The sequence below is a fragment of the uncultured Shimia sp. genome, from assembly GCF_947498095.1.
Taxonomy (GTDB): domain Bacteria; phylum Pseudomonadota; class Alphaproteobacteria; order Rhodobacterales; family Rhodobacteraceae; genus Shimia.
Genome location: NZ_CANMJE010000002.1, coordinates 451698 through 470860, shown reverse-complemented (window position 1 = coordinate 470860; position 19163 = coordinate 451698). Strand labels below are relative to the sequence as shown.

Annotated in this window: 18 protein-coding genes; 14 read left to right on the top strand and 4 right to left on the bottom strand. The window is 57.8% G+C overall.

Translation table 11 applies throughout. The features are described 5' to 3' along the window. Positions 1–47: 47 nt before the first annotated feature. Together aroB and Q0932_RS05545 are read right to left on the bottom strand one after the other, a co-directional pair. On the bottom strand, positions 48–1163 hold the full coding sequence (gene aroB / locus Q0932_RS05550) for a 3-dehydroquinate synthase (RefSeq protein ID WP_299350387.1): 1116 nt from the start codon (positions 1161–1163) through the stop codon (positions 48–50). Beyond that, the gene (locus Q0932_RS05545; RefSeq protein ID WP_299350386.1) at positions 1160–1708 is read right to left on the bottom strand and encodes a shikimate kinase; all 549 of its coding nucleotides are present in this window, start codon (positions 1706–1708) and stop codon (positions 1160–1162) included. The genes aroB and Q0932_RS05545 overlap by 4 nt, the downstream gene beginning before the upstream one ends. Before the next feature lie 144 nt (positions 1709–1852). Here Q0932_RS05545 and Q0932_RS05540 point away from each other — a divergent pair, with 144 nt between their 5' ends. From Q0932_RS05540 to eno, 6 genes are all read left to right on the top strand, one after another. After that, entirely contained in the window at positions 1853–2011 is a 159-nt protein-coding gene (locus Q0932_RS05540; RefSeq protein WP_299350385.1) for a hypothetical protein, read from the top strand. Continuing rightward, a complete protein-coding gene (locus Q0932_RS05535) occupies positions 2001–3527 on the top strand; it encodes a hypothetical protein (RefSeq protein WP_299350384.1) in 1527 nt (508 codons plus the stop codon). Before Q0932_RS05540 ends, Q0932_RS05535 begins: the two co-directional genes overlap by 11 nt. Positions 3528–3530: 3 nt before the next feature. Beyond that, positions 3531–4463: a site-specific tyrosine recombinase XerD gene (locus Q0932_RS05530; protein ID WP_299350383.1), complete on the top strand. Its 933-nt coding sequence runs from the start codon at positions 3531–3533 to the stop codon at positions 4461–4463. Between the two features lie 48 nt (positions 4464–4511). Further along, positions 4512–5855, top strand: coding sequence for an HlyC/CorC family transporter (locus Q0932_RS05525; RefSeq protein ID WP_299350382.1), 1344 nt, complete (start codon positions 4512–4514; stop codon positions 5853–5855). 174 nt (positions 5856–6029) lie between these two features. Beyond that, positions 6030–6929, top strand: coding sequence for a DMT family transporter (locus tag Q0932_RS05520; protein ID WP_299350381.1), 900 nt, complete (start codon positions 6030–6032; stop codon positions 6927–6929). A gap of 146 nt (positions 6930–7075) precedes the next feature. Then, positions 7076–8356, top strand: a complete 1281-nt coding sequence (gene eno, locus Q0932_RS05515) for a phosphopyruvate hydratase (protein ID WP_299350380.1) — start codon at positions 7076–7078, stop codon at positions 8354–8356. 58 nt (positions 8357–8414) lie between these two features. Here the strand turns inward: eno and Q0932_RS05510 are convergent, their stop codons facing one another. Beyond that, positions 8415–9494 (bottom strand): FAD-dependent oxidoreductase, encoded by a 1080-nt coding sequence (locus Q0932_RS05510; RefSeq protein WP_299350379.1) that lies wholly within the window; start codon positions 9492–9494, stop codon positions 8415–8417. A gap of 111 nt (positions 9495–9605) precedes the next feature. On the opposite strand from Q0932_RS05510, the gene Q0932_RS05505 reads away from it, so the two are divergent. Genes Q0932_RS05505 through Q0932_RS05495 form a run of 3 tightly spaced genes read left to right on the top strand, consistent with a single transcriptional unit; the run spans position 9606 to position 11661 of the window. Continuing rightward, the gene (locus tag Q0932_RS05505; protein ID WP_299350378.1) at positions 9606–10295 is read left to right on the top strand and encodes a haloacid dehalogenase type II; all 690 of its coding nucleotides are present in this window, start codon (positions 9606–9608) and stop codon (positions 10293–10295) included. Between the two features lie 56 nt (positions 10296–10351). Continuing rightward, a complete protein-coding gene (locus tag Q0932_RS05500) occupies positions 10352–11242 on the top strand; it encodes an alpha/beta hydrolase (RefSeq protein WP_299350377.1) in 891 nt (296 codons plus the stop codon). Continuing rightward, positions 11239–11661 carry a cupin domain-containing protein gene (locus tag Q0932_RS05495; protein ID WP_299350376.1) on the top strand — a complete coding sequence of 141 codons (423 nt, stop codon included), beginning with the start codon at positions 11239–11241 and terminating at the stop codon, positions 11659–11661. Before Q0932_RS05500 ends, Q0932_RS05495 begins: the two co-directional genes overlap by 4 nt. On the opposite strand, the gene Q0932_RS05490 is transcribed toward Q0932_RS05495, so the two are convergent. Further along, entirely contained in the window at positions 11658–12767 is a 1110-nt protein-coding gene (locus Q0932_RS05490; RefSeq protein WP_299350375.1) for an anhydro-N-acetylmuramic acid kinase, read from the bottom strand. The genes Q0932_RS05495 and Q0932_RS05490 overlap by 4 nt on opposite strands. 265 nt (positions 12768–13032) lie before the next feature. On the opposite strand from Q0932_RS05490, the gene Q0932_RS05485 reads away from it, so the two are divergent. The 5 genes from Q0932_RS05485 to Q0932_RS05465 all read left to right on the top strand — a co-directional run bounded on the left by Q0932_RS05485 (position 13033) and on the right by Q0932_RS05465 (position 19151). Beyond that, the gene (locus Q0932_RS05485) at positions 13033–14952 is read left to right on the top strand and encodes a DUF3604 domain-containing protein (RefSeq protein ID WP_299350374.1); all 1920 of its coding nucleotides are present in this window, start codon (positions 13033–13035) and stop codon (positions 14950–14952) included. A 67-nt stretch (positions 14953–15019) separates the two neighbouring features. After that, on the top strand, positions 15020–15865 hold the full coding sequence (locus Q0932_RS05480) for a peptidylprolyl isomerase (protein ID WP_299350373.1): 846 nt from the start codon (positions 15020–15022) through the stop codon (positions 15863–15865). Further along, on the top strand, positions 15862–16872 hold the full coding sequence (locus Q0932_RS05475) for a HupE/UreJ family protein (protein WP_299350371.1): 1011 nt from the start codon (positions 15862–15864) through the stop codon (positions 16870–16872). Before Q0932_RS05480 ends, Q0932_RS05475 begins: the two co-directional genes overlap by 4 nt. A 93-nt stretch (positions 16873–16965) precedes the next feature. Next, positions 16966–18210, top strand: coding sequence for a tyrosine--tRNA ligase (gene tyrS / locus Q0932_RS05470; protein ID WP_299350370.1), 1245 nt, complete (start codon positions 16966–16968; stop codon positions 18208–18210). A gap of 185 nt (positions 18211–18395) precedes the next feature. Next, positions 18396–19151 (top strand): SDR family oxidoreductase, encoded by a 756-nt coding sequence (locus Q0932_RS05465; protein WP_299350369.1) that lies wholly within the window; start codon positions 18396–18398, stop codon positions 19149–19151. The last annotated feature ends 12 nt before the right edge of the window (positions 19152–19163 follow it).

Genomic DNA, 19163 nt, shown 5'->3' with positions numbered 1-19163 from the left:
TGTTTGGGTTTGCACAGATCAGGAAGCCATTCGTGGCTTTCCTTTGCTCAAACCCGTCGTTTCAGCTCATCCTGCAATAGCTTCAGGACCGCGTCTTTGGGCACATCCGACGTGACAAAGGCCTGTCCGATACCGCGCGCCAGAATAAAGCGCAGCTGGCCATCGATGACTTTCTTGTCTTGCGCCATAAGGTCCAAAAGCGCTTGGGCATCAGGCAGGTCGCCAGGAATGTCCTTGAGGTCGACCTTCATACCCATTTCGGCAAGATGTTGGCGCACGCGGCTGGGATCTTCTTGCGAACACAGGCCCAAGCGATAGCTCAACTCAAATGCCAGCGCGCAACCGATTGCCACGCCCTCGCCGTGCAATAGTCTGTCACCGAATCCCGTGGCGGCCTCAAGCGCGTGGCAGAACGTATGACCAAGGTTCAAAAGCGCTCGGTCCCCTTGCTCTGTCTCATCGCGGGCCACAATCTCGGCTTTCATCTCGCAAGAGCGTTTGACGGCGGCGATACGCGCCGCCTCGTCGCCAGCCGCAAGTGCCGGGCCCTGCCCTTCAAGCCACTCAAAGAATTCAGAATCTCCGAGCAAGCCGTATTTCACCACTTCGCCATAACCAGCCAGAAAATCACGTGGTTTTAGCGTACCCAGAACGTCAATATCGGCCAAAACCAGCGAAGGTTGGTGAAAGGCGCCTATGAGGTTCTTGCCTTGCGGGGCATTGATCCCGGTTTTGCCGCCGACCGAACTGTCAACCTGCGCCAAGAGCGAGGTTGGGATTTGCACAAAACCAACACCGCGTCGCAGCACAGCCGCGGCAAAGCCGGTCAGATCGCCAATGACCCCGCCCCCAAGCGCCACAACCAGGTCGCGCCGCTCGACCTTTTCGGCAAGCAACCATTCGACCGTGCGTTCAAAGTGCGGCCAGCTTTTTGTGCTCTCACCCGCGGGCAAGACCAAGGCTTCCATAGTGATCCCGGCAGCGGCCAACCCGTCTCTCAGGCTCTCCAGATGCAAGGGCGCCACATTCTCGTCCGTAACAACCCGGACCTGTGGACGCGCCAACATCGGTGCGATCAAGGCCCCGGCCTGGGCCAGAAGACCCGGACCGATATGGATGTCATAGGCGCGATCACCCAAGCCAACGTGGACAGTTTCACTCATGTGTTGGTCTCCAGAACATCTGGTCGTGTCAAAAGAACGTCGATCACCTGTCCGGCCATATCTTCGATTGAGAACGCGGCATCTGCTTTGACCGAAAGGTCCGCCAAGGTATAGATCGGAACACGTTGATTGTAGATCTCAGTGAGCGTGGCCTTGGGGTTATCGGTGCGCAGCAAGGGCCGTGTGTCCTTGTGCTTAACGCGGTTCCACAACAGCTCGAGGTCCACATCCAGCCAGACCGCAACACCCTTTTCAGAGATCATGCTGCGATTGCCGTCGGCCAGATAAGCGCCGCCGCCTGTCGACAGGATACCGCGCTCTTCATCCAACAGACGTTCGATCACCTGTGCTTCTTTGCGGCGAAAGAACGGCTCTCCATCACGTTGGAATATCTCGGCAATACTCATGTTTGCGGCTTTGACGATCTCGGCATCAGAATCCAGAAAGGACGCGCCCAACCGTGCGGCCAGCGCCCGGCCAACAGCTGTCTTGCCCGCACCCATCATGCCAATGAGAACAACCGTCTTTTTTAGCGTAAATGCCATGCGCCCCGTCGTGCATCAGCCAAAATCGGCTGAGCCTTGCCCAAAATTCAACTTTGGCCATTGAATGACGTGATCTTGCGCAAAAGGCCAGTTATAAGTTGGAAAAAACAACAGGCAGAACAAGAGCAGTTGCTGGGGATAAGCATGCGCAAACTCTTCATTTTTTTGATGATCCTCGTGGTTTTGGCGGGGCTGGGTCTTGTGGCCTATGCTTATGTCGGACCGATCCTGGGCGCCGATTTCTCGGCGCCCCAACAAGAGATTCGCGTTCCCGTGACGCTGACACCTGCAGATGGCAGCTAAAAACGCCCTTTTGCTCTGCGCGCTGGGTGCGGTTGCAACCTGGGGTGTTCCGGCGGCTAGAGCACAAGACAACCCGCCGCTTTCGGCCATTGAATGGCTGAACCAGACACCCACCGTGACGCTTGATCTGGGGTTAGAAGAACCGCCGGTGACTGCCACGGGTCAGCAACCTGACATCACCGTCGACACGCTGGACGCTCCGGGGCGCGATGCGGTTGGGCTGTTGCCCAGCCATGTCACGGGTCTACCGGATTCGTTGTGGCAGCACAGCCGCGCCGAAACGCTGGCTCAGTTGATTGCGGAGCAGCCAACAACTCAAGTTCCTGCAATGCAGGCGCTGCTATATACCTTGCTGCTGGCCGAAGCCAATGCGCCGTGGGACGCCGGTGAAAACGACCTGTTGTTGCTCGCGCGCATCGACAAACTGATTGAGATGGGCGCGCTGGAACAAGCCGCCGCACTGTTGGAGCGCGCTGGCCCAACGACTCCGCCCCTGTTCAGCCGTTGGTTCGACGTGACGCTGTTGATGGGACAGGAAGACGCCGCCTGTGCGGCCCTTGTTGCCTCTCCAAGATTGACCTCGGACTACGCGGCGCGGATTTTTTGTACGGCGCGCGCCGGGGATTGGAATGGCGCAGTCCTGATGTTGGAATCTGCCAATGCTTTGGATCTGATTACCGACGAAGAAGACGCCCTGCTTGTGCGGTTTCTTGACCCCGAGCTTTTTGAAGGCCAGCCCATCCTTGTGGCCCACTCCGCCCCAACCCCTTTGATTTACCGCCTTTACGAGGCAATCGGCGAACCGCAACCGTCGCGCGGGTTGCCGCGTGCATTCGCACATGCAGATTTGCGCGGCATTGTTGGCTGGAAGCCCCGGCTTGAAGCCGCGGAACGACTGGCGCGCACCGGCGCGTTGCCGGAAAACCGATTGCTTGGCATCTATTCTGAGGGAAAACCCTCGGCCTCTGGCATGATCTGGGACCGGGTCGCGGCGATACAGGCTTTTGATGACGCTCTGACGTCGGGCGACAAGATGGCGGTTGCCGACACGCTTCCGCGCGCCTGGACCGCCATGCAAAGCGTACACCTTGAGGTGGCCTTTGCGCGGCTCTATGGCTCACGCCTTCTCGCGCTGCCCTTGCAAGGCGTGACCAAACGTCTGGCGCGCGACATTGCCTTGCTGTCTCCCAGTTACGAACAAGCATCACATGCGGGGCCACGTGATTTCCTTGCTGGATTGGCGCAAGGCACCCCGCCCCGCACCCCAACAGATCCACAACAGCGTGCCATTTCCGACGGTTTCCACGAGGCCCGCGTGCCACAAGAAATCAGCGCGATGTTGGCGCGGGGTCAGCTGGGCGAAGTGATTTTGAACGCGATGTCGCTGATGGCCGATGGCGCCTATGGCAACCCCGCCGCCCTGACCGACGCACTTGCCATTTTACGCGCTGTCGGGCTGGAAGACACCGCACGACGGGCCGCCATGCAGGTCGCCCTGATCGACACGCGGGGATGAGCGATGAGTGACTTGCGCTGGATATCCTCGTTTATTGATGCCCAGGCTGCAGAACTCGGGGCCTCGCCCAACACGCAAGAGGCTTATGCTCGCGACCTTCGGGATTTCTGGGAGTGGTGCAGTGGCAAAGGTCATTCATTTGAAACGTTGGCACGCGAAGAGGTTGAGGCCTATCTGATCAGCTGCGAAGCACAGGGGCTCGCCAAATCAACCCGCGCCCGCAGGCTGTCGTCAATCAAACAAATGTTCCGCTTTGCTTTTGAAGAAGGGTGGCGCGAAAACAATCCCGCCCTGTTGATCCGGGGTCCCGGCAAATCCAAACGCCTTCCAAAAACGCTGGATGTGAGTGAAGTCGACAACCTGTTGGAAGCCGCGCGCAACTCTGGCCGGACCGAAACAGACCGCCAGCGCAACACCTGCCTGATGGAATTGCTCTATGCCACGGGGATGCGGGTCAGCGAATTGGTGTCCCTACCCGTTTCGGCAACGCGGGGCGACCCGCGCATGCTGTTGATCCAAGGGAAAGGTGGCAAAGAACGCATGGTGCCACTGTCACCACCTGCGCGCGAAGCACTGGCCGCGTGGCTGATGGCTTGGGACGCCTTGGCCGAACAATCCAAAGCGCAAGGTCAAAAGGCTTCGCCGTTTTTGTTTCCTTCTCGGGGGAAGTCCGGTCATCTCACACGGCACAGGTTCTACGCGCTGATCAAGGAACTTGCGGTCGCAGGCGGCGTGTCTCCGGCCAAGGTCACGCCCCACACACTGCGTCATGCCTTTGCAACGCATCTTTTGGCAAACGGTGCCGATCTGCGGTCGATTCAAACCCTCTTGGGGCATGCGGACATTGCGACGACCGAGATCTACACGCATGTGCTGGATGAACGGCTCAGCGAGTTGGTGCATACGCATCACCCGCTGGCGAAATCACCAAAATAGACCGCCAGACGCTTGAATGCGGCGCCTTGCGACCCCATAACGCCTGTCATGGACAGCACAATTTCTGACACGGCATCGCTTGCCGGCACCCTTGGCACCTCAGCCTTTGACAGCGCCTTTTGGATCACCTGTGGTGCCATTCTGGCATTGCTGGTTTTGTCGGGGTTCTTTTCTGGCTCGGAAACCGCGTTGACCGCTGCGTCGCGCGGCAAGCTGCGCAGCAAAGCTGATAAGGGAAATCGCGGCGCCAAACGAGCGTTGTCGATCACCGAGGACAACGAACGTCTGATCGGGTCAGTATTGTTGGGCAACAACCTTGTGAACATCCTCGCCGCGTCTCTTGCGACAGCAGCATTTACCAAGGTATTTGGTGAATCCGGAGTGGCACTGGCCACGTTGGTCATGACCCTCTTGGTACTGATCTTTGCCGAAGTTCTGCCCAAGACCTATGCTATTACCCGCCCAGAAGAGGCCGCCGCCACGGTTGCACGCCCTATTGGCCTGTTGGTGACAATCTTTGCTCCGATCGTGTCCGCCGTGCGCTGGTTCGTGCGGCTGGTGCTACGCGTTTTTGGTGTTGAGACCGATCCCGACAGCCACATCCTTGCGGTGCGCGAGGAAATTGCAGGCGCAATCCAGCTTGGCCATTCCGAAGGCGTGGTGGAAAAAGAAGACCGCGATCGAATCCTGGGCGCATTGGATCTGAGCGATCGCACGGTCGAAGAGATCATGTTGCACCGCTCAGGTATTGAAATGCTGGATGCGGATGACGATCCGGTCAGCATCCTCAACCAATGTCTTGAAAGCAACCACACCCGCCTGCCCGTCTTTAAGGATGATCCGGAAAACATCATCGGTGTAATCCACGCCAAAGACCTGTTCCGGTCTATGTACCGTCGTGTTGCCGATGCGGACACGACCTTGGAAAGCCTTGCCGCCTTTGATCTGCAAGAAGTGGCTAAGAAACCTTACTTCGTGCCTGAAACCACATCACTTGACGATCAGATGCGCGAGTTTCTGCGACGGCATTCGCACTTTGCCCTGGTGGTTGATGAATATGGCTCTCTACAGGGTCTGATTACGCTTGAGGACATTCTGGAAGAGATCGTTGGCGAGATTGCCGACGAATTTGACACCGATGAAGAGCCAGAGATTGCCAGATCCGAAGATGGGCAATTTCTGATCGATGGCGCCATGACCATCCGCGATCTCAACCGCGCGACCGACTGGCAATTGCCCGATGACGAGGCCAACACCGTGGCTGGTCTGGTGATTCACGAGGCCCAGATGATCCCGACCACCGGACAGGTGTTTTCCTTCCACGGCTTTCGCTTTGAAGTTATGGCGCGAGAAGCCAACCGGATCACCACCTTGAAGATCCGCCCGCTCTGAAGGCCCGCACCGCGGGCCTGCCTGCGGCGCGAGTATTTTTGGCATTACGAAGGCCAAAGGTCACAAAGACTGATAGGTGCCTTCACGAAATCCCATGTAACTTGTCGCAATAATGCTTGCAGCCGCGTGCAATTTGGCATCTGTGGAGCTTAACAAGTGAAAGGCTTCAAGCTCATGGACAACGTCCGCGGCATTTTTCTCATCATTTTCGCAATGGCAGGGTTCGCGATTGAGGACATGTTTGTCAAAATGCTCTCGGCCCCCATGCCGACAGGCCAAATCCTGATCGGCCTTGGGCTGGGTTCAAGCTTGATCTTTGCCGCGCTCGTGAAACTCAACCGGGAGCGCCTGTTTGCCCCCGCGGCTTGGGGACGCCTGCCATTGATACGCGCTTGCACTGAAGCCGTGGCCGCCGCAGCGTTCGCGGGTGCGTTGGCGCTGGTAGATATCTCGACCGTCGCCGCGGTGTTTCAGGCGATGCCTCTGGTCATCACGATGGGGGCTGCGCTGTTTCTGGGCGAACAAGTTGGCTGGCGGCGATGGACCGCCATCCTGCTTGGGTTTATCGGCGTGCTGTTGATCATCCGCCCGGGGATGGACGGGTTTGAACCAAATTCTCTGATCATCTTGATCGCGGTTTTCGCAGTCGCGGCGCGCGATCTTATCACCCGCCGCATCGATAGTGCCGTTTCGTCCTATGTGATCTCTTTTCAGGGATTTTCCTCGCTTGTGGTTGCAGGGTTGGTGATGCTGATTTTCACAGAAAAACCCTTGGGCGCTTTGGGCGTGTCAGAGGCACAGATGTTTGCAGGGGCCATCCTGTTTGGCGCCGCCGGGTACTGGGGCATCGTCACGGCCATGCGGGTTGGTGAAGCTTCAGTCGTGGCACCCTATCGCTATACACGCCTACTGTTCTCGCTGGTGATCGGTGTGTTTGTTTTTCACGAGCGCCCTGACTGGCCAACGCTGGCAGGGGCCGCACTGATTATCGGCACTGGGCTTTACACCTTCCTGCGTGAACGCCAACTGGCACGCCCGATTGAGCCCGCCCATCCCGACTTTCCCGCAGATTGACCCTCACCAACTGCGGAAATGTGTCACTGTTAGCCCTAACCGCTGCCCTTTAGCTATGTTAGCGCTATCAATGCTGGTTTACTTTCGCGCCTTCCCTGTTATAGCTCAGCGCGAAAACTGGAACCCAGTCCAAGGACCGATCTATCATGAGCACCATCATCGACATTCACGCCCGCGAAATTCTTGACAGCCGGGGCAACCCGACTGTTGAGGTCGACGTGATCCTGGAAGACGGCACAATGGGCCGCGCTGCAGTCCCCTCTGGCGCGTCAACCGGAGCGCATGAAGCCGTGGAAAAGCGTGATGGCGACAAGGACCGGTATCTGGGCAAAGGCGTTCTCGAAGCTGTCGCTGCCGTAAACGGTGAGATTGCCGAAGAGCTGGTTGGCTTTGATGCGACAGAGCAGGTTGCCATCGATATGGCGATGATTGAACTGGACGGCACCCCGAACAAGGGCCGCCTGGGCGCTAATGCCATCCTTGGCGTGTCGATGGCCGTGGCCAAGGCCGCCGCAGACTTTACCGCGCAACCTCTGTTCCGCTATGTCGGCGGCACCTCGGCACGCGTATTGCCCGTTCCGATGATGAACATCATCAACGGTGGCGAGCATGCGGACAATCCGATCGACATTCAGGAATTCATGATCATGCCGGTCTCGGCATCAAATATCCGCGAAGCCGTACGGATGGGCGCCGAAGTCTTCCACACCCTGAAGAAAGAGCTGACCGCTGCAGGCCTGTCGACGGGCATCGGCGATGAGGGTGGATTTGCGCCCAATATCGGTTCGACCCGCGACGCGCTGGACTTCATCAAAACGTCGGTCGAAAAGGCCGGCTACAAACTGGGTGAAGACATTTATCTCGCGCTCGATTGCGCGTCATCTGAGTACTATGTGGACGGCAAATACGAGTTGAAAGGCGAAGGCAAATCGCTGACTTCAGCCGAGAATGCCCAGTATCTGGCCGACCTCTGCGCAGACTATCCGATCATTTCGATCGAAGACGGTATGGATGAGGACGACTGGGACGGCTGGAAACTGCTGACCGAGATGATCGGCGACAAGGTGCAACTGGTGGGCGACGATCTGTTCGTGACCAACCCAGTGCGTCTGGCCGATGGCATTGCCCAAGGTGTCGCCAACTCGATGCTGGTCAAAGTGAACCAGATCGGGTCGTTGACCGAAACGCTCAAAGCTGTCGATATGGCCCACCGCGCACGTTACACCAACGTGATGTCGCACCGCTCGGGCGAAACCGAAGACGCCACCATCGCCGACCTCGCTGTCGCCACCAACTGTGGCCAAATCAAAACTGGCTCACTGGCGCGCTCGGACCGGCTCGCCAAGTATAACCAATTGATCCGCATCGAAGAATTGCTGGGTGAAACTGCCGAGTACGCGGGGCGCTCGATCTTGAAGCAAAGCTAAGTTAAGTTTCCTGAAAGAGACCTGAACACTGAAAACCCCGCCACACCGGTGGGTTTTTTTATTGGAACCGCGACGGACGGTAAGGACCCAGGAGGTCTGGTATGACACCTGTTTGCAACTCTGCACTAACCATCTCAGCCATGACCGCCGCCAGCGTGATGCCACTGTGCATGACACTCACGTAAAGCCCCTCGAGACCTGTTGGACCGACCACAGGCAGACCATCCCCCGGCACGGGGCGCCAGGCCAGTGTGACCTCTTCCAGAGACAAATCATGCTGCGGGAAATAGTGGCGAATACGATCCAGGGCTGAGTTGGCTATCTTGTCCGGCGTCTGCGTAATCTCTTCGGTGGTGTCTGCCTGATGGCCAACAGAGGTTGGCATCATGATCCGGCCATCGGCGAGTTGGCGAATTTCCCCCTCTGGCGTCACCAACACAGTGTCCAGCACCTTGGGGATCGGCACGGTCGTCAGCAACAGACCCGGACGCGGCAGCATCGGCAAGGCAACGTCTAGCGGAGACAACAACGGGTGACTTCCGACACCGGCAGCCAGCGTCACGCGGTCTGCCGGTATCACTCCTTGCTGTGTCCGGACACCCGTCACGCGCCCGCCTACTTCACAAATCTCAAGGGCTTTGACTCCGGTCAAAAACCGCGCTCCAAATGTCGCGGCGTCTCGGGCCAGGGCCTGTGTCACGGCGCTTGTCTCTGCAACACCCTCTTGTGGGAAGACCAGCGCCTCATCCGGAAGGCCGCTGATCCCGGGCAGCCTGTGTTGCAAGGCCTCTGCTTGCAGATGCGAGACCTCATAGCCCAAGCCACGCAATCTGTCGCGCTGAGCGGCAAGGGCCGCTCCTTGTTCTTCCCAACACACCGCGCCGCCCCATGAAATCGGCAAAGCCCCGCGTTCCGCTTCAAGCCGGCGCCATGCGGCGATGCCCTCGCATCGCAAGTGATAGTGGTGTTCATTGGCGTGAAAACTGGCATTGATCCAGCCAAACGATCGACCGCTGGAGTCGCCCGCAACACGTCCTGCATCCAGAACAACAACATCCGATCCGCCGGCAGCCAAGGCACATGCAATGCTGCACCCAATGATACCGGCGCCAATCACAATTGTTTTCTGAGCAGTCATATCAGGCCCTCCCCCATCAAAGGGCTATCGGCGGCAGCGCGGCATGGCAAGCACGATCCCCAAGAACAACACCGTTTGCAAGCCACCGCCCTGGCGCCATATGATGCCACTATGCAAAAGAAGCCAGCGCCCCAGGCCTTGATCTTTGATGTCTTTGGCACCTGCGTTGATTGGCGCAGGTCAATCGCGCAGACCGTGACCGAAGTATTGCCGGAAGTAGATGCGTTTGCGTTTGCCGACGCCTGGCGCGGGGAATATGACCCGGCAATGGCACGTATTCGAGCTGGCAATCGCGGCTATGTCGCCTTGGATGTGCTGCATCTTGAGAACCTGCTGCGGGTGGCTGAGCAGTTTGGCGTGACTTTGGAGGACGCAGAGTCGTTAAACTCGGCATGGGAACGATTGATGCCCTGGCCCGACGTGCTTCCGGGGCTTGAAAAGATGGCTGAAACCGCGCTCATAGCGCCCTGCTCCAATGGATCAATTGCCCTGATGGCGCGCATGGCGCGGCATGTGGGATTGCCTTGGCATGCCATTCTGGGTGCCGAACTGGCGCAAAACTACAAACCGCATCCATCCGTCTATCTTGCCTCTTGTGCAGCGCTGCAACTCGATCCTTCTGAGGTGGTCATGGTCGCCGCGCATAACGGAGATCTGCACGCGGCGCGCGGCGCGGGACTGGCAACAGCGTTTGTTCCCCGCCCCGTTGAACATGGCCCCAAGCAAACGACCGACCTACACGCTGAGGGGGATTGGGACTATCTCGCGCCGGATTTCGTCGCGCTGGCTGAAATGCTTTGAACCGCTCACGCAACGTCAGGGTTTTCCACGGTTCACCCCATCCTTAGTTTTGGCACATGACGCCAGAAATCCAGAAAACGCCGATTGGCCCATTCACGGCAACCGCATTGCGCTTTCCATCCAACGGGGCGCCTGTACATTTTTATCACGCAAACGGATTTGGGGCCGACTGTTACACGCCCTTTCTGACCCAAGTTGCACCGCGTTGCAGTCTCTCGGCTTTGAATATGCGTCCGCTTTGGCCAGATGGTCCGGCCCCTGTGCCCCGTCGTGGATGGGAACAGTATGGCGATGACCTGATCGCATGGCTTGAGGCAACACAATCCGAACCGGTTTGGGCCATCGGGCACTCGATGGGGGCCGCAACAACAGCGATGGCTGCCAACAAACGCCCTGATCTGTTTCGTGGACTGGTTTTGGTCGAACCTGCGGGTGTCACCTATCGCCTGTATCGGATGTTCCGGCTCGTTCCCTACCGCATGCGCCGCCGTATGGATCCAGCCCATAGCGCATTTCACCGCCGCAGCCATTGGCCCACCCGCACTGAAGCGCTCCAGGAGTTTCGTCGAGTTGGTGCCTATAAACGTTTTTCTGACTATGACTTAAAGAGCCTTGTTGAAGCGGTGACCGTTGCCGACAACACCGGGTTTCGATTGGCCTTTCCGCTGGACTGGGAAGCGCACAACTACGTGATGCCGCCCTATATTCTTCCGACCCTCAAACGCCTGAGCGTGCCAACACGGATCATTGCAGCGAAACCGTCACTCTTTGTCGATCCGAGCATTCTTAAGTCTCTTGCCAAGGCCCGCCCCGACATTCCAATCACCACGCTTTCAGAACACGGCCATCTGTTGCCTCTCGAGGCACCGTTTCCAACTGCTGACGCCGTAAATGCAGCTCTCGACGTCTTGCAGAGTGATGCCAATTCGGCGACAACACACGCATGACTGCTGATGAGATCATTGCCCGCCTGAACCTCGCCCCACATCCTGAAGGCGGACATTATCGACAGACATGGATTGCCCCGTCCGATGAGGACAGTCGCCCGGCTGGTACCGCGATCTATTTCTTGTTGAAAGGCGGAGAGGCCAGCCATTGGCACAAAGTGGATGCCACGGAGATTTGGCATTTTTACGCCGGCGCGCCGTTGGTTCTTTCAATTGCCGAGACCAATGCCGGCCCACGGCAGGACTTGACTTTGGGGCCAGATCTTTCAGCGGGCCAACAGCCACAACTGATTGTCCCAACGCATCACTGGCAGGCTGCAGCCACAACCGGGGACTGGACACTTGTCGGCTGCACGGTTTCACCGGCATTTCAATTCCAAGGGTTCACTTTGGCGGAACCGGGCTTCGATATTCCCTAGCCCTGCGGTTCGCTGACCACGCCACCTCCGACCAAAGCACGCACGCCTGTCGTTGTGGGGCATGACGTGGGCAGCCCTCGCGCCACACGTACGGCGAGATAGGCAAAGGCCTGCGCTTCAAGCATGTCACCGTCCAACCCCACCGCCTCAACCGGACGAACGGGGCAATCCAGACTGACCTGCAGCATCTCCATCAAGACCGGGTTGTGACGCCCACCGCCGGTGACCAGTACCTCTTTAGGGGGGGCCGGACAGTGAGGCATCGCAGAAGCAACACCAGCTGCACACATCGCCGTCAAAGTGGCGGCAGCATCTGCGTCCGACAATTCGCGCACCAAACCAACCATTTCCGCAAAATCGTTTCTGTCCAGAGACTTGGGAGGCATTCTTGCAAAGTACGGCTCGGCCAGAAACAGCTCTAACGCGCCTGTCTCAACCTCGCCGTTCAACGCGATTTTGCCATCAAGGTCGCAGTCCAACCCCAATCTTTCCCGCATCAAGTCATTGATCGGTGCATTCGCAGGCCCAGTGTCAAAGGCCAACAATGCCCCCTCGTTCTCTGGGGCGTCTTTGGATGGATCAACCCATGTGATGTTGCCCACGCCACCAAGATTGAGAAAGCAGACTGGCGCCTGCGCCTTGATCCACTTGGCACAGGCAAAGTGAAAGAACGGGGCCAAGGGCGCACCCTCTCCGCCCAATTGAACATCTGCACTGCGAAAGTCCCAAACCACTGGCAAATCCAAGGTTCGCGCCAGATTTTGGCCATCACCCACCTGACACGTCCCGCGACCACGCGGCTCATGTGCCAGGGTCTGACCGTGAAACCCAACAAGGTCGATGCCATTGAAACCCTGCAGCACTTCGATATGCGCCGCCTCGACCACCTCGGCTGCAGCTTCAGCCTTGGCACCGGCCCAAGTGCCCAGGGCTGCGTTCAGAACTGCGCGTTCTTCATCCCGGTAAGCGCGGTAGCCTGTATCCCCAAAACCGAAAATCCGCTCGCCGTCAGTTTCGACAACCGCAGCATCCACGCCGTCCAACGACGTTCCTGACATCGCCCCCAGTGCCGTCCAGCCCGCTTCACCCGACTTGGCCCTTAACATGGCCCTACCTCATTCTTGTTTGCATCAATGTGTTGGCCATCCGCACTCTATTGTCCACCAAATGTCAACGGTCCGGCATATAGCTACATATTCCTCACATCATTTCAGAATTGACTTTGACCTGACGCTATTTAGCGCTACCCTCGATCATATTTTAGCGCTACCCTCGATCATATTAAGGTGCGATTTCCGCTCAATGGCCAGCAACGTTTCTGCTCCAGAGTATTGTTTACAAAAAAATAATGTCGTTTCGGGGAGATTGAGAATGACAAGACTTCTAACCAGCGTGTTGGCGCTTGGGATCGGCGCGTCCGCTGCTTTCGCCGACGCCGTTCCCACCGAAGAAGCTGCACAAGGCGCCTTTGGGGACAAACCCTATTCACCGTATGCCAATCGGGATATTCCGTTGTTCCCGCTTTGGGGCGAAACGCACCTGCACACCGGCCTGTCGCTGGACGCTGGCGCCTTTGGGAACATTCTTGGACCAGATGACGCGTGGCGTTTTGCCAAGGGTGAGCAGGTCACATCGTCGACGGGCCAGCCCTTACGACTCAGCCGCCCCTTGGACTGGATGGTTCTGACCGATCACACAGACCTCATGGGCTTTGCACCGGACCTGCAAGCCGGAAAGCCTGAAATTCTCGCCGATCCGAAGGGATTGGAGTGGTATGAAGGCTATACCGCAGGTGGCGAGGCCGCCGGAAAATCCGCCTTTGATCTGATCACCAACTTCTCGCAAATGACGCTGCCTGAAGCGATTGTCGATGCCTATAGCCCTGGCGCTGATGCCTTTGCCTTTACTTGGGAAAAAATCGTTAACGCGGCTGAGGAGCACAATGATCCGGGCAAGTTCTCGGCCTTTATTGGCTTTGAGTGGACGTCCGTGCCCAAAGGCTTCAACCTGCACCGCAACGTGATGCTGCGCGATGGCGCAGTACGCGCTTTGCAGGTGGTGCCACCAGTCACGCAACCTCCCCTAGGCAGCACCGATCCACTGGATCTCTATGAATGGCTAGAAACCTATCAGGAAAAAACCGGTGGTCGCGCTGTGGCTTTCTCACACAACGGCAACCTGTCCAACGGCTGGATGTTCCCGACCGAGGGCACTTATGCCGGTGGAGAAGTTGATCAGAACTATGTTGATCTGCGAGCAAAGTGGGAACCACACTACGAGATCACCCAGATCAAAGGTGATGGCGAGGCGCACCCGGTCCTGAGTCCGGAGGATGCTTTTGCGGACTACGAGAACTGGGACATCGGTAACCTTGACCTTACTGAGCTCAAGACGCCTGAGATGCTTAAGGGTGAGTATGCCCGTGAAGCCTTGAAACAGGGCCTTGCATTGGAAGCGAAATTTGGGACAAACCCTTACAAATTCGGTGTGGGTGGGGCGACCGACAGCCATACTTCTCTGACAACCGCAGAAGAAGAAAACTTCTTTTCCAAATCCGTCAGCGTGGAACCCTCTCCGACACGTATCCAGCACCCGTTCATCAAGAGTGATCTGGGCGAAATTCCTGGACACAAGCTGGTTGCATCAGGCTACACAGCCGTATGGGCCACGGAAAACACCCGCTCGGCGATTTTTGATGCGTTCAAGCGACGCGAGACCTACGCCACCACCGGCCCCCGTATCGGGCTGAGATTTTTTGGTGGCTGGGACTTTACCGAGAACGATCTGCGCACCCGCACACCGGCTGTGACCGGCTATGAAAAGGGTGTTCCGATGGGATCCGATCTGCGCCCGAATGAAGGTGACGGCGCACCAAGCTTTATGCTTTTTGCCCTGCGTGATCCGATTGGTGCCAATCTTGACCGCATGCAGATTGTCAAAGGCTGGCTGGACGCCGAAGGCGCGTTGCATGAAAAAGTCTACGACGTGGCGTGGTCGGGCGACCGTCAGCCGGATTCAAAAGGTAACGTGCCCGAAGTCGGCAACACCGTAGACATCGAAACCGCAAGCTGGACCAACACCATAGGCGCGTCTGAGCTGACGACGGTCTGGACAGATCCGGATTTCGATGCCAACGAGCGTGCGTTTTACTATGTGCGCGTGCTGGAAATTCCAACGCCGCGCTGGGTCGTTTATGACAAATTGCGCTTTGGAATTGAGCTGCCACCAGAGGCGCAGCTGATTCATCAGGAACGCGCATATTCGTCGCCAATCTGGTACACACCCAGCTAAATTTCTAATATTCTAGCTAACAGGGGCCGCCTTAAGGGTGGCCCCTGATTCTGAAGAATTGATTATCATGACTGGTGAGCCCATGCGCCTGCTGCGAGAACCCTTGTTTCACTTTGCCATTCTGGGGGCCGCGTTGTTCGTCTGGTTCAACCAGATCAACCCACCCTCGCCCGAAGTTGCAGCACCCGATCAGATCCTCGTTGATACGCAAGACGTCGAGCGGCTTGGCCTGCGCTTTGAAGCGACGCGCCAGCGGCCTCCGACACCCGAGGAAACGACCCAATTGGTCGACGCTGCGATCCGTCAAGAAATCATGGTACGTGAAGCCCGCGCCTTGGGCCTGGATATCGGGGACGAGGTCATCCGTAACCGGCTCGTCCAAAAGATGGTGTTTCTACTCGAGTCTGGAGCCACCTCGCAGGCGCCGGATGATGCCGTTCTGGAAGCCTATCTTGGTGAAAACCCCGAAAAGTTCGTGCAACCCGGTTGGATCGCCTTTGAACAAGTCTATCTTGGGCAAGCTCCGGACCCTGAAACGGTTGCGAAAATCCGACAACAACTCGACGCGGGCGTCGACCCGCTACAACTGGGTGAACGCAGCCAGCTGCCCGCCTATGTACCCCCATCAAGATCAACGCAAGTTGACGGTGTCTTGGGCCGAGGGGTCTTTGCAAAGATTGAGCCCCTCCCGTCGGACGAATGGGCCGGCCCCATCCAATCTGGCTTTGGCGCGCATTTCGTCCGGATTACAGATCGCGAAGCCGCATCAACGCCACCACTAGCCAAAATCCGTGACAAGGTGCTCGCGGAATGGATGCGTGAAGCCGCCGACGCGCTTTCGGCCCAAAGATACGAAGCACTGCAATCCAAGTACGAGATCATTCGTCCTGAATTGGCAGGAGCCTCGGAATGATCGACAGGATTGTTGCCCTGGCCCTCACCGCTTGGCTGCTTTCTGTGGGCGCCGTTTTAGGACATGCACTGGAACCGGGTTTTTTGAGCCTCAAACAGCTTTCAGACACGTCCTGGCAAGTCGTGATGCGCAAACCGGATGTTCAGGGTCGCCCTATGGACATTGCCGCCACTTTGCCAGTGACTTGCAAAGCACCATTTTCACCGGTCCCGGTTTATGATGGTTCGGCCTGGATCAGCAGTTGGGTTGCCGATTGTGCAGCCCCAATCGTTGGCGACACCATCACAATTGACGGGCTGGTCGCGCAGCGCACGGATGTCTTGGCACGGGTCGAATACCGCGACGGCCGCTTTGACACCATTCGCTTAACGCCAGATGCCCCCAGTTTTGTGCTGACGGCGGCTCCGACAGCATGGGGCGTGCTCAGCAATTACCTCGCGTTGGGGTTTGAGCATATCCTCGAGGGCTGGGATCACCTGTTGTTCGTCTTTGCCCTATTGCTCTTGATCCGCGACACATGGCGGCTGATCGGGGCAATCACCGCCTTTACCATCGCGCATTCCATCACGTTGGGGCTGGCCGCCCTTGGCTATGTCAGCTTGCCCGGCCCGCCGGTCGAAGCCATCATCGCACTCTCCATCGTGTTTCTTGCCATTGAGGTTTTGAAACGTGATCCCAAAGCTCCGCGCCTGTCGGAACGCGCACCCTGGGTGGTGTCGTTCGGCTTTGGCCTGCTGCACGGGATGGGCTTTGCCGGAGCGTTGACCGAGATTGGCTTGCCTGCCACCGATATTCCTCTGGCGCTCTTGGGGTTCAACCTTGGTGTTGAATTGGGTCAGATCAGCTTTGTCATTGCCGTGATCGCTGTGCTGGCAGTGCTGCGTCGCGTCGTTACGCAATTTGTCCAAACCGGAGATACGCTCTCGGCACAGGCCTTTGCCCTCACGACCTATGCGGTTGGTGGCGTCGCGACCTTCTGGCTTGTCGAACGCATCTCGGGCTTTTGACCTCACGGGCTTTACAAGCAAGGGTCAGTTTGACAAGTACGAGCCTGAACTTTCCATCGGCTCGACATGGGCCAAGACACAAGGCCAAAAACCATGACCTACCACCCCAAGTCCGACTTTATGTCGGTGATGATCGAACGCGGTTTTCTTGCTGACTGCACCGATTACCAGGGCCTCGACGAGGCGCTGACCAAGGGCGTGGTTCCGGGATATATCGGCTTTGACGCTACGGCCAAGTCGCTGCATGTCGGATCACTGATTCAAATCATGATGCTGCGTTGGCTGCAAAAAACCGGCCATAAACCGATCACCCTGATGGGCGGCGGCACGACCAAAGTCGGCGACCCGTCTTTCCGTGCCGATGAACGCCCCCTGCTCACGCCAGAGATGATCGACGACAACATCAGCGGCATCAAACAGGTCTTTGCCAAATACGTCACATACGATGACAGCCCGACTGGCGCGTTGATGCTGAACAATGCCGAGTGGCTGGACGATCTGAACTACCTCGACTTCCTGCGCGACATTGGCCGTCACTTCTCGGTTAACCGTATGTTGTCGTTCGAATCCGTAAAATCGCGCCTTGATCGCGAACAGTCGCTCTCGTTCCTCGAATTCAACTACATGATATTGCAGGCCTATGACTTTTTGGAGCTGAACCGCCGCTACGGGTGCCTGGTGCAGTTCGGTGGTTCGGACCAATGGGGCAATATCGTTAACGGGATCGACCTGACGCGCCGCGTGATCGACAATCAAATCTTTGGCCTGACCTCGCCCCTCTTGACCACGTCAGACGGCAAAAAGATGGGCAAATCAGCCGATGGCGCGGTTTGGCTCAACGCCGACATGCGTAGCCCTTATGAATTCTGGCAGTTCTGGCGCAACACCACAGACGCCGACGTGGGCCGCTTCCTGAAGCTCTACACCGAGATGCCACTCGACGAATGTGACCGTCTCGGTGCACTTGCAGGGTCTGAGATCAACGACGCTAAGATCATCCTCGCGAACGCTGTGACCACCCTGTGCCACGGGGCCGAAGCCGCCTCGACGGCCGAGGCCACCGCGCGCGAAGTGTTCGAAAAAGGTGGCGTTGGTGACGATCTGCCCACACTAACGGTCTCGGCGGCTGATCTGCCTGTCTCGATCGTTCAGTTGATCGTAAAGTCCGGCCTTGCCAAGTCCGGCAAAGAGGCCAAGCGTCTCATTTCTGAGAACGGCGCCAAGCTGGATGATGCGCCTCTGAGCGATGCGGGGTTGATGATTGACGCCGCTACGCTGTCCTCACCGATCAAGCTCTCGGCCGGCAAGAAACGCCATGCCTTGGTGCAACTCGGTTAAGCCAACAAGAAAAATCCAAATGGAAGGGTCCTCACGGGGTCCCTTTCTTCATTTTGGCACAAATACTTCGGGGTGAATGGGCGCTTGACGCCCAGAGGGGCAGCGCCCCTGAAATCACTGGACACATGGCTTACCGTCCTGTTATTTGAACATACGTTCATTTCACGCCACAACGGGAGACCCCCATGAACATTGCCGACACCTGCGCCGTTATTACCGGAGGGGCTTCGGGCCTCGGAGAAGCCACCGCTCGTCAATTCGCTGCAAGCGGCGCCAAGGTCGCGCTGTTTGACCTGAACGAAGAGGTCGGGGAAAAGGTTGCTGCAGAACTGGGTGGCACGTTCCACAAGGTCAATGTGACGGATGAGGACTCGGTCGCCGCAGGCATTGCTGCCGCACGGGACGCGATGGGCACCATTAACGCCGCCGTGAACTGCGCAGGCATCGCGCCTGCCGCCACAACCATCGGCAAAAAAGGTCCCCACCCGCTGCATGTCTTTCAACAAACCATCGACATCAATCTGGTTGGGTCTTTTAACGTCGCACGCCTGGCCGCGGAAGTGATCGCCGAGAATGCCGCCGCCGATGATGGCGCGCGCGGGGTGATCATCAACACCGCCTCGATCGCCGCGATGGACGGCCAACGCGGGCAAGCCGCTTATGCGGCTTCCAAAGGCGGTATCGTCGGCCTTTCGCTTCCCATGGCCCGCGACCTCGCGCGCTCTGGCATTCGCGTCATGGCCATTGCACCAGGCATCTTCCTGACACCGATGCTTATGGGCCTGCCACAAGAGGTACAAGACCAACTGGCCCAGGACGTCACCTGCCCCAAACGCCTTGGCCGCCCCGAGGAATACGCCAAACTGGCCCAATTCATCGTCGAGTCCGGCTATCTGAACGGCGAAGTCATCCGCATTGACGGCGCGTTGCGGATGCAGTGATTGCTCCGACCA

Excerpts from the sequence above, each read along its gene's own strand:
- aroB (WP_299350387.1), bottom strand. The coding sequence starts at position 1,163 with ATGAGTGAAACTGTCCACGTTGGCTTGGGTGATCGCGCCTATGACATC.
- Q0932_RS05545 (WP_299350386.1), bottom strand. The coding sequence starts at position 1,708 with ATGGCATTTACGCTAAAAAAGACGGTTGTTCTCATTGGCATGATGGGT.
- Q0932_RS05540 (WP_299350385.1), top strand. The coding sequence starts at position 1,853 with ATGCGCAAACTCTTCATTTTTTTGATGATCCTCGTGGTTTTGGCGGGG.
- Q0932_RS05535 (WP_299350384.1), top strand. The coding sequence starts at position 2,001 with ATGGCAGCTAAAAACGCCCTTTTGCTCTGCGCGCTGGGTGCGGTTGCA.
- Q0932_RS05530 (WP_299350383.1), top strand. The coding sequence starts at position 3,531 with ATGAGTGACTTGCGCTGGATATCCTCGTTTATTGATGCCCAGGCTGCA.
- Q0932_RS05525 (WP_299350382.1), top strand. The coding sequence starts at position 4,512 with ATGGACAGCACAATTTCTGACACGGCATCGCTTGCCGGCACCCTTGGC.
- Q0932_RS05520 (WP_299350381.1), top strand. The coding sequence starts at position 6,030 with ATGGACAACGTCCGCGGCATTTTTCTCATCATTTTCGCAATGGCAGGG.
- eno (WP_299350380.1), top strand. The coding sequence starts at position 7,076 with ATGAGCACCATCATCGACATTCACGCCCGCGAAATTCTTGACAGCCGG.
- Q0932_RS05510 (WP_299350379.1), bottom strand. The coding sequence starts at position 9,494 with ATGACTGCTCAGAAAACAATTGTGATTGGCGCCGGTATCATTGGGTGC.
- Q0932_RS05505 (WP_299350378.1), top strand. The coding sequence starts at position 9,606 with ATGCAAAAGAAGCCAGCGCCCCAGGCCTTGATCTTTGATGTCTTTGGC.
- Q0932_RS05500 (WP_299350377.1), top strand. The coding sequence starts at position 10,352 with ATGACGCCAGAAATCCAGAAAACGCCGATTGGCCCATTCACGGCAACC.
- Q0932_RS05495 (WP_299350376.1), top strand. The coding sequence starts at position 11,239 with ATGACTGCTGATGAGATCATTGCCCGCCTGAACCTCGCCCCACATCCT.
- Q0932_RS05490 (WP_299350375.1), bottom strand. The coding sequence starts at position 12,767 with ATGTTAAGGGCCAAGTCGGGTGAAGCGGGCTGGACGGCACTGGGGGCG.
- Q0932_RS05485 (WP_299350374.1), top strand. The coding sequence starts at position 13,033 with ATGACAAGACTTCTAACCAGCGTGTTGGCGCTTGGGATCGGCGCGTCC.
- Q0932_RS05480 (WP_299350373.1), top strand. The coding sequence starts at position 15,020 with ATGACTGGTGAGCCCATGCGCCTGCTGCGAGAACCCTTGTTTCACTTT.
- Q0932_RS05475 (WP_299350371.1), top strand. The coding sequence starts at position 15,862 with ATGATCGACAGGATTGTTGCCCTGGCCCTCACCGCTTGGCTGCTTTCT.
- tyrS (WP_299350370.1), top strand. The coding sequence starts at position 16,966 with ATGACCTACCACCCCAAGTCCGACTTTATGTCGGTGATGATCGAACGC.
- Q0932_RS05465 (WP_299350369.1), top strand. The coding sequence starts at position 18,396 with ATGAACATTGCCGACACCTGCGCCGTTATTACCGGAGGGGCTTCGGGC.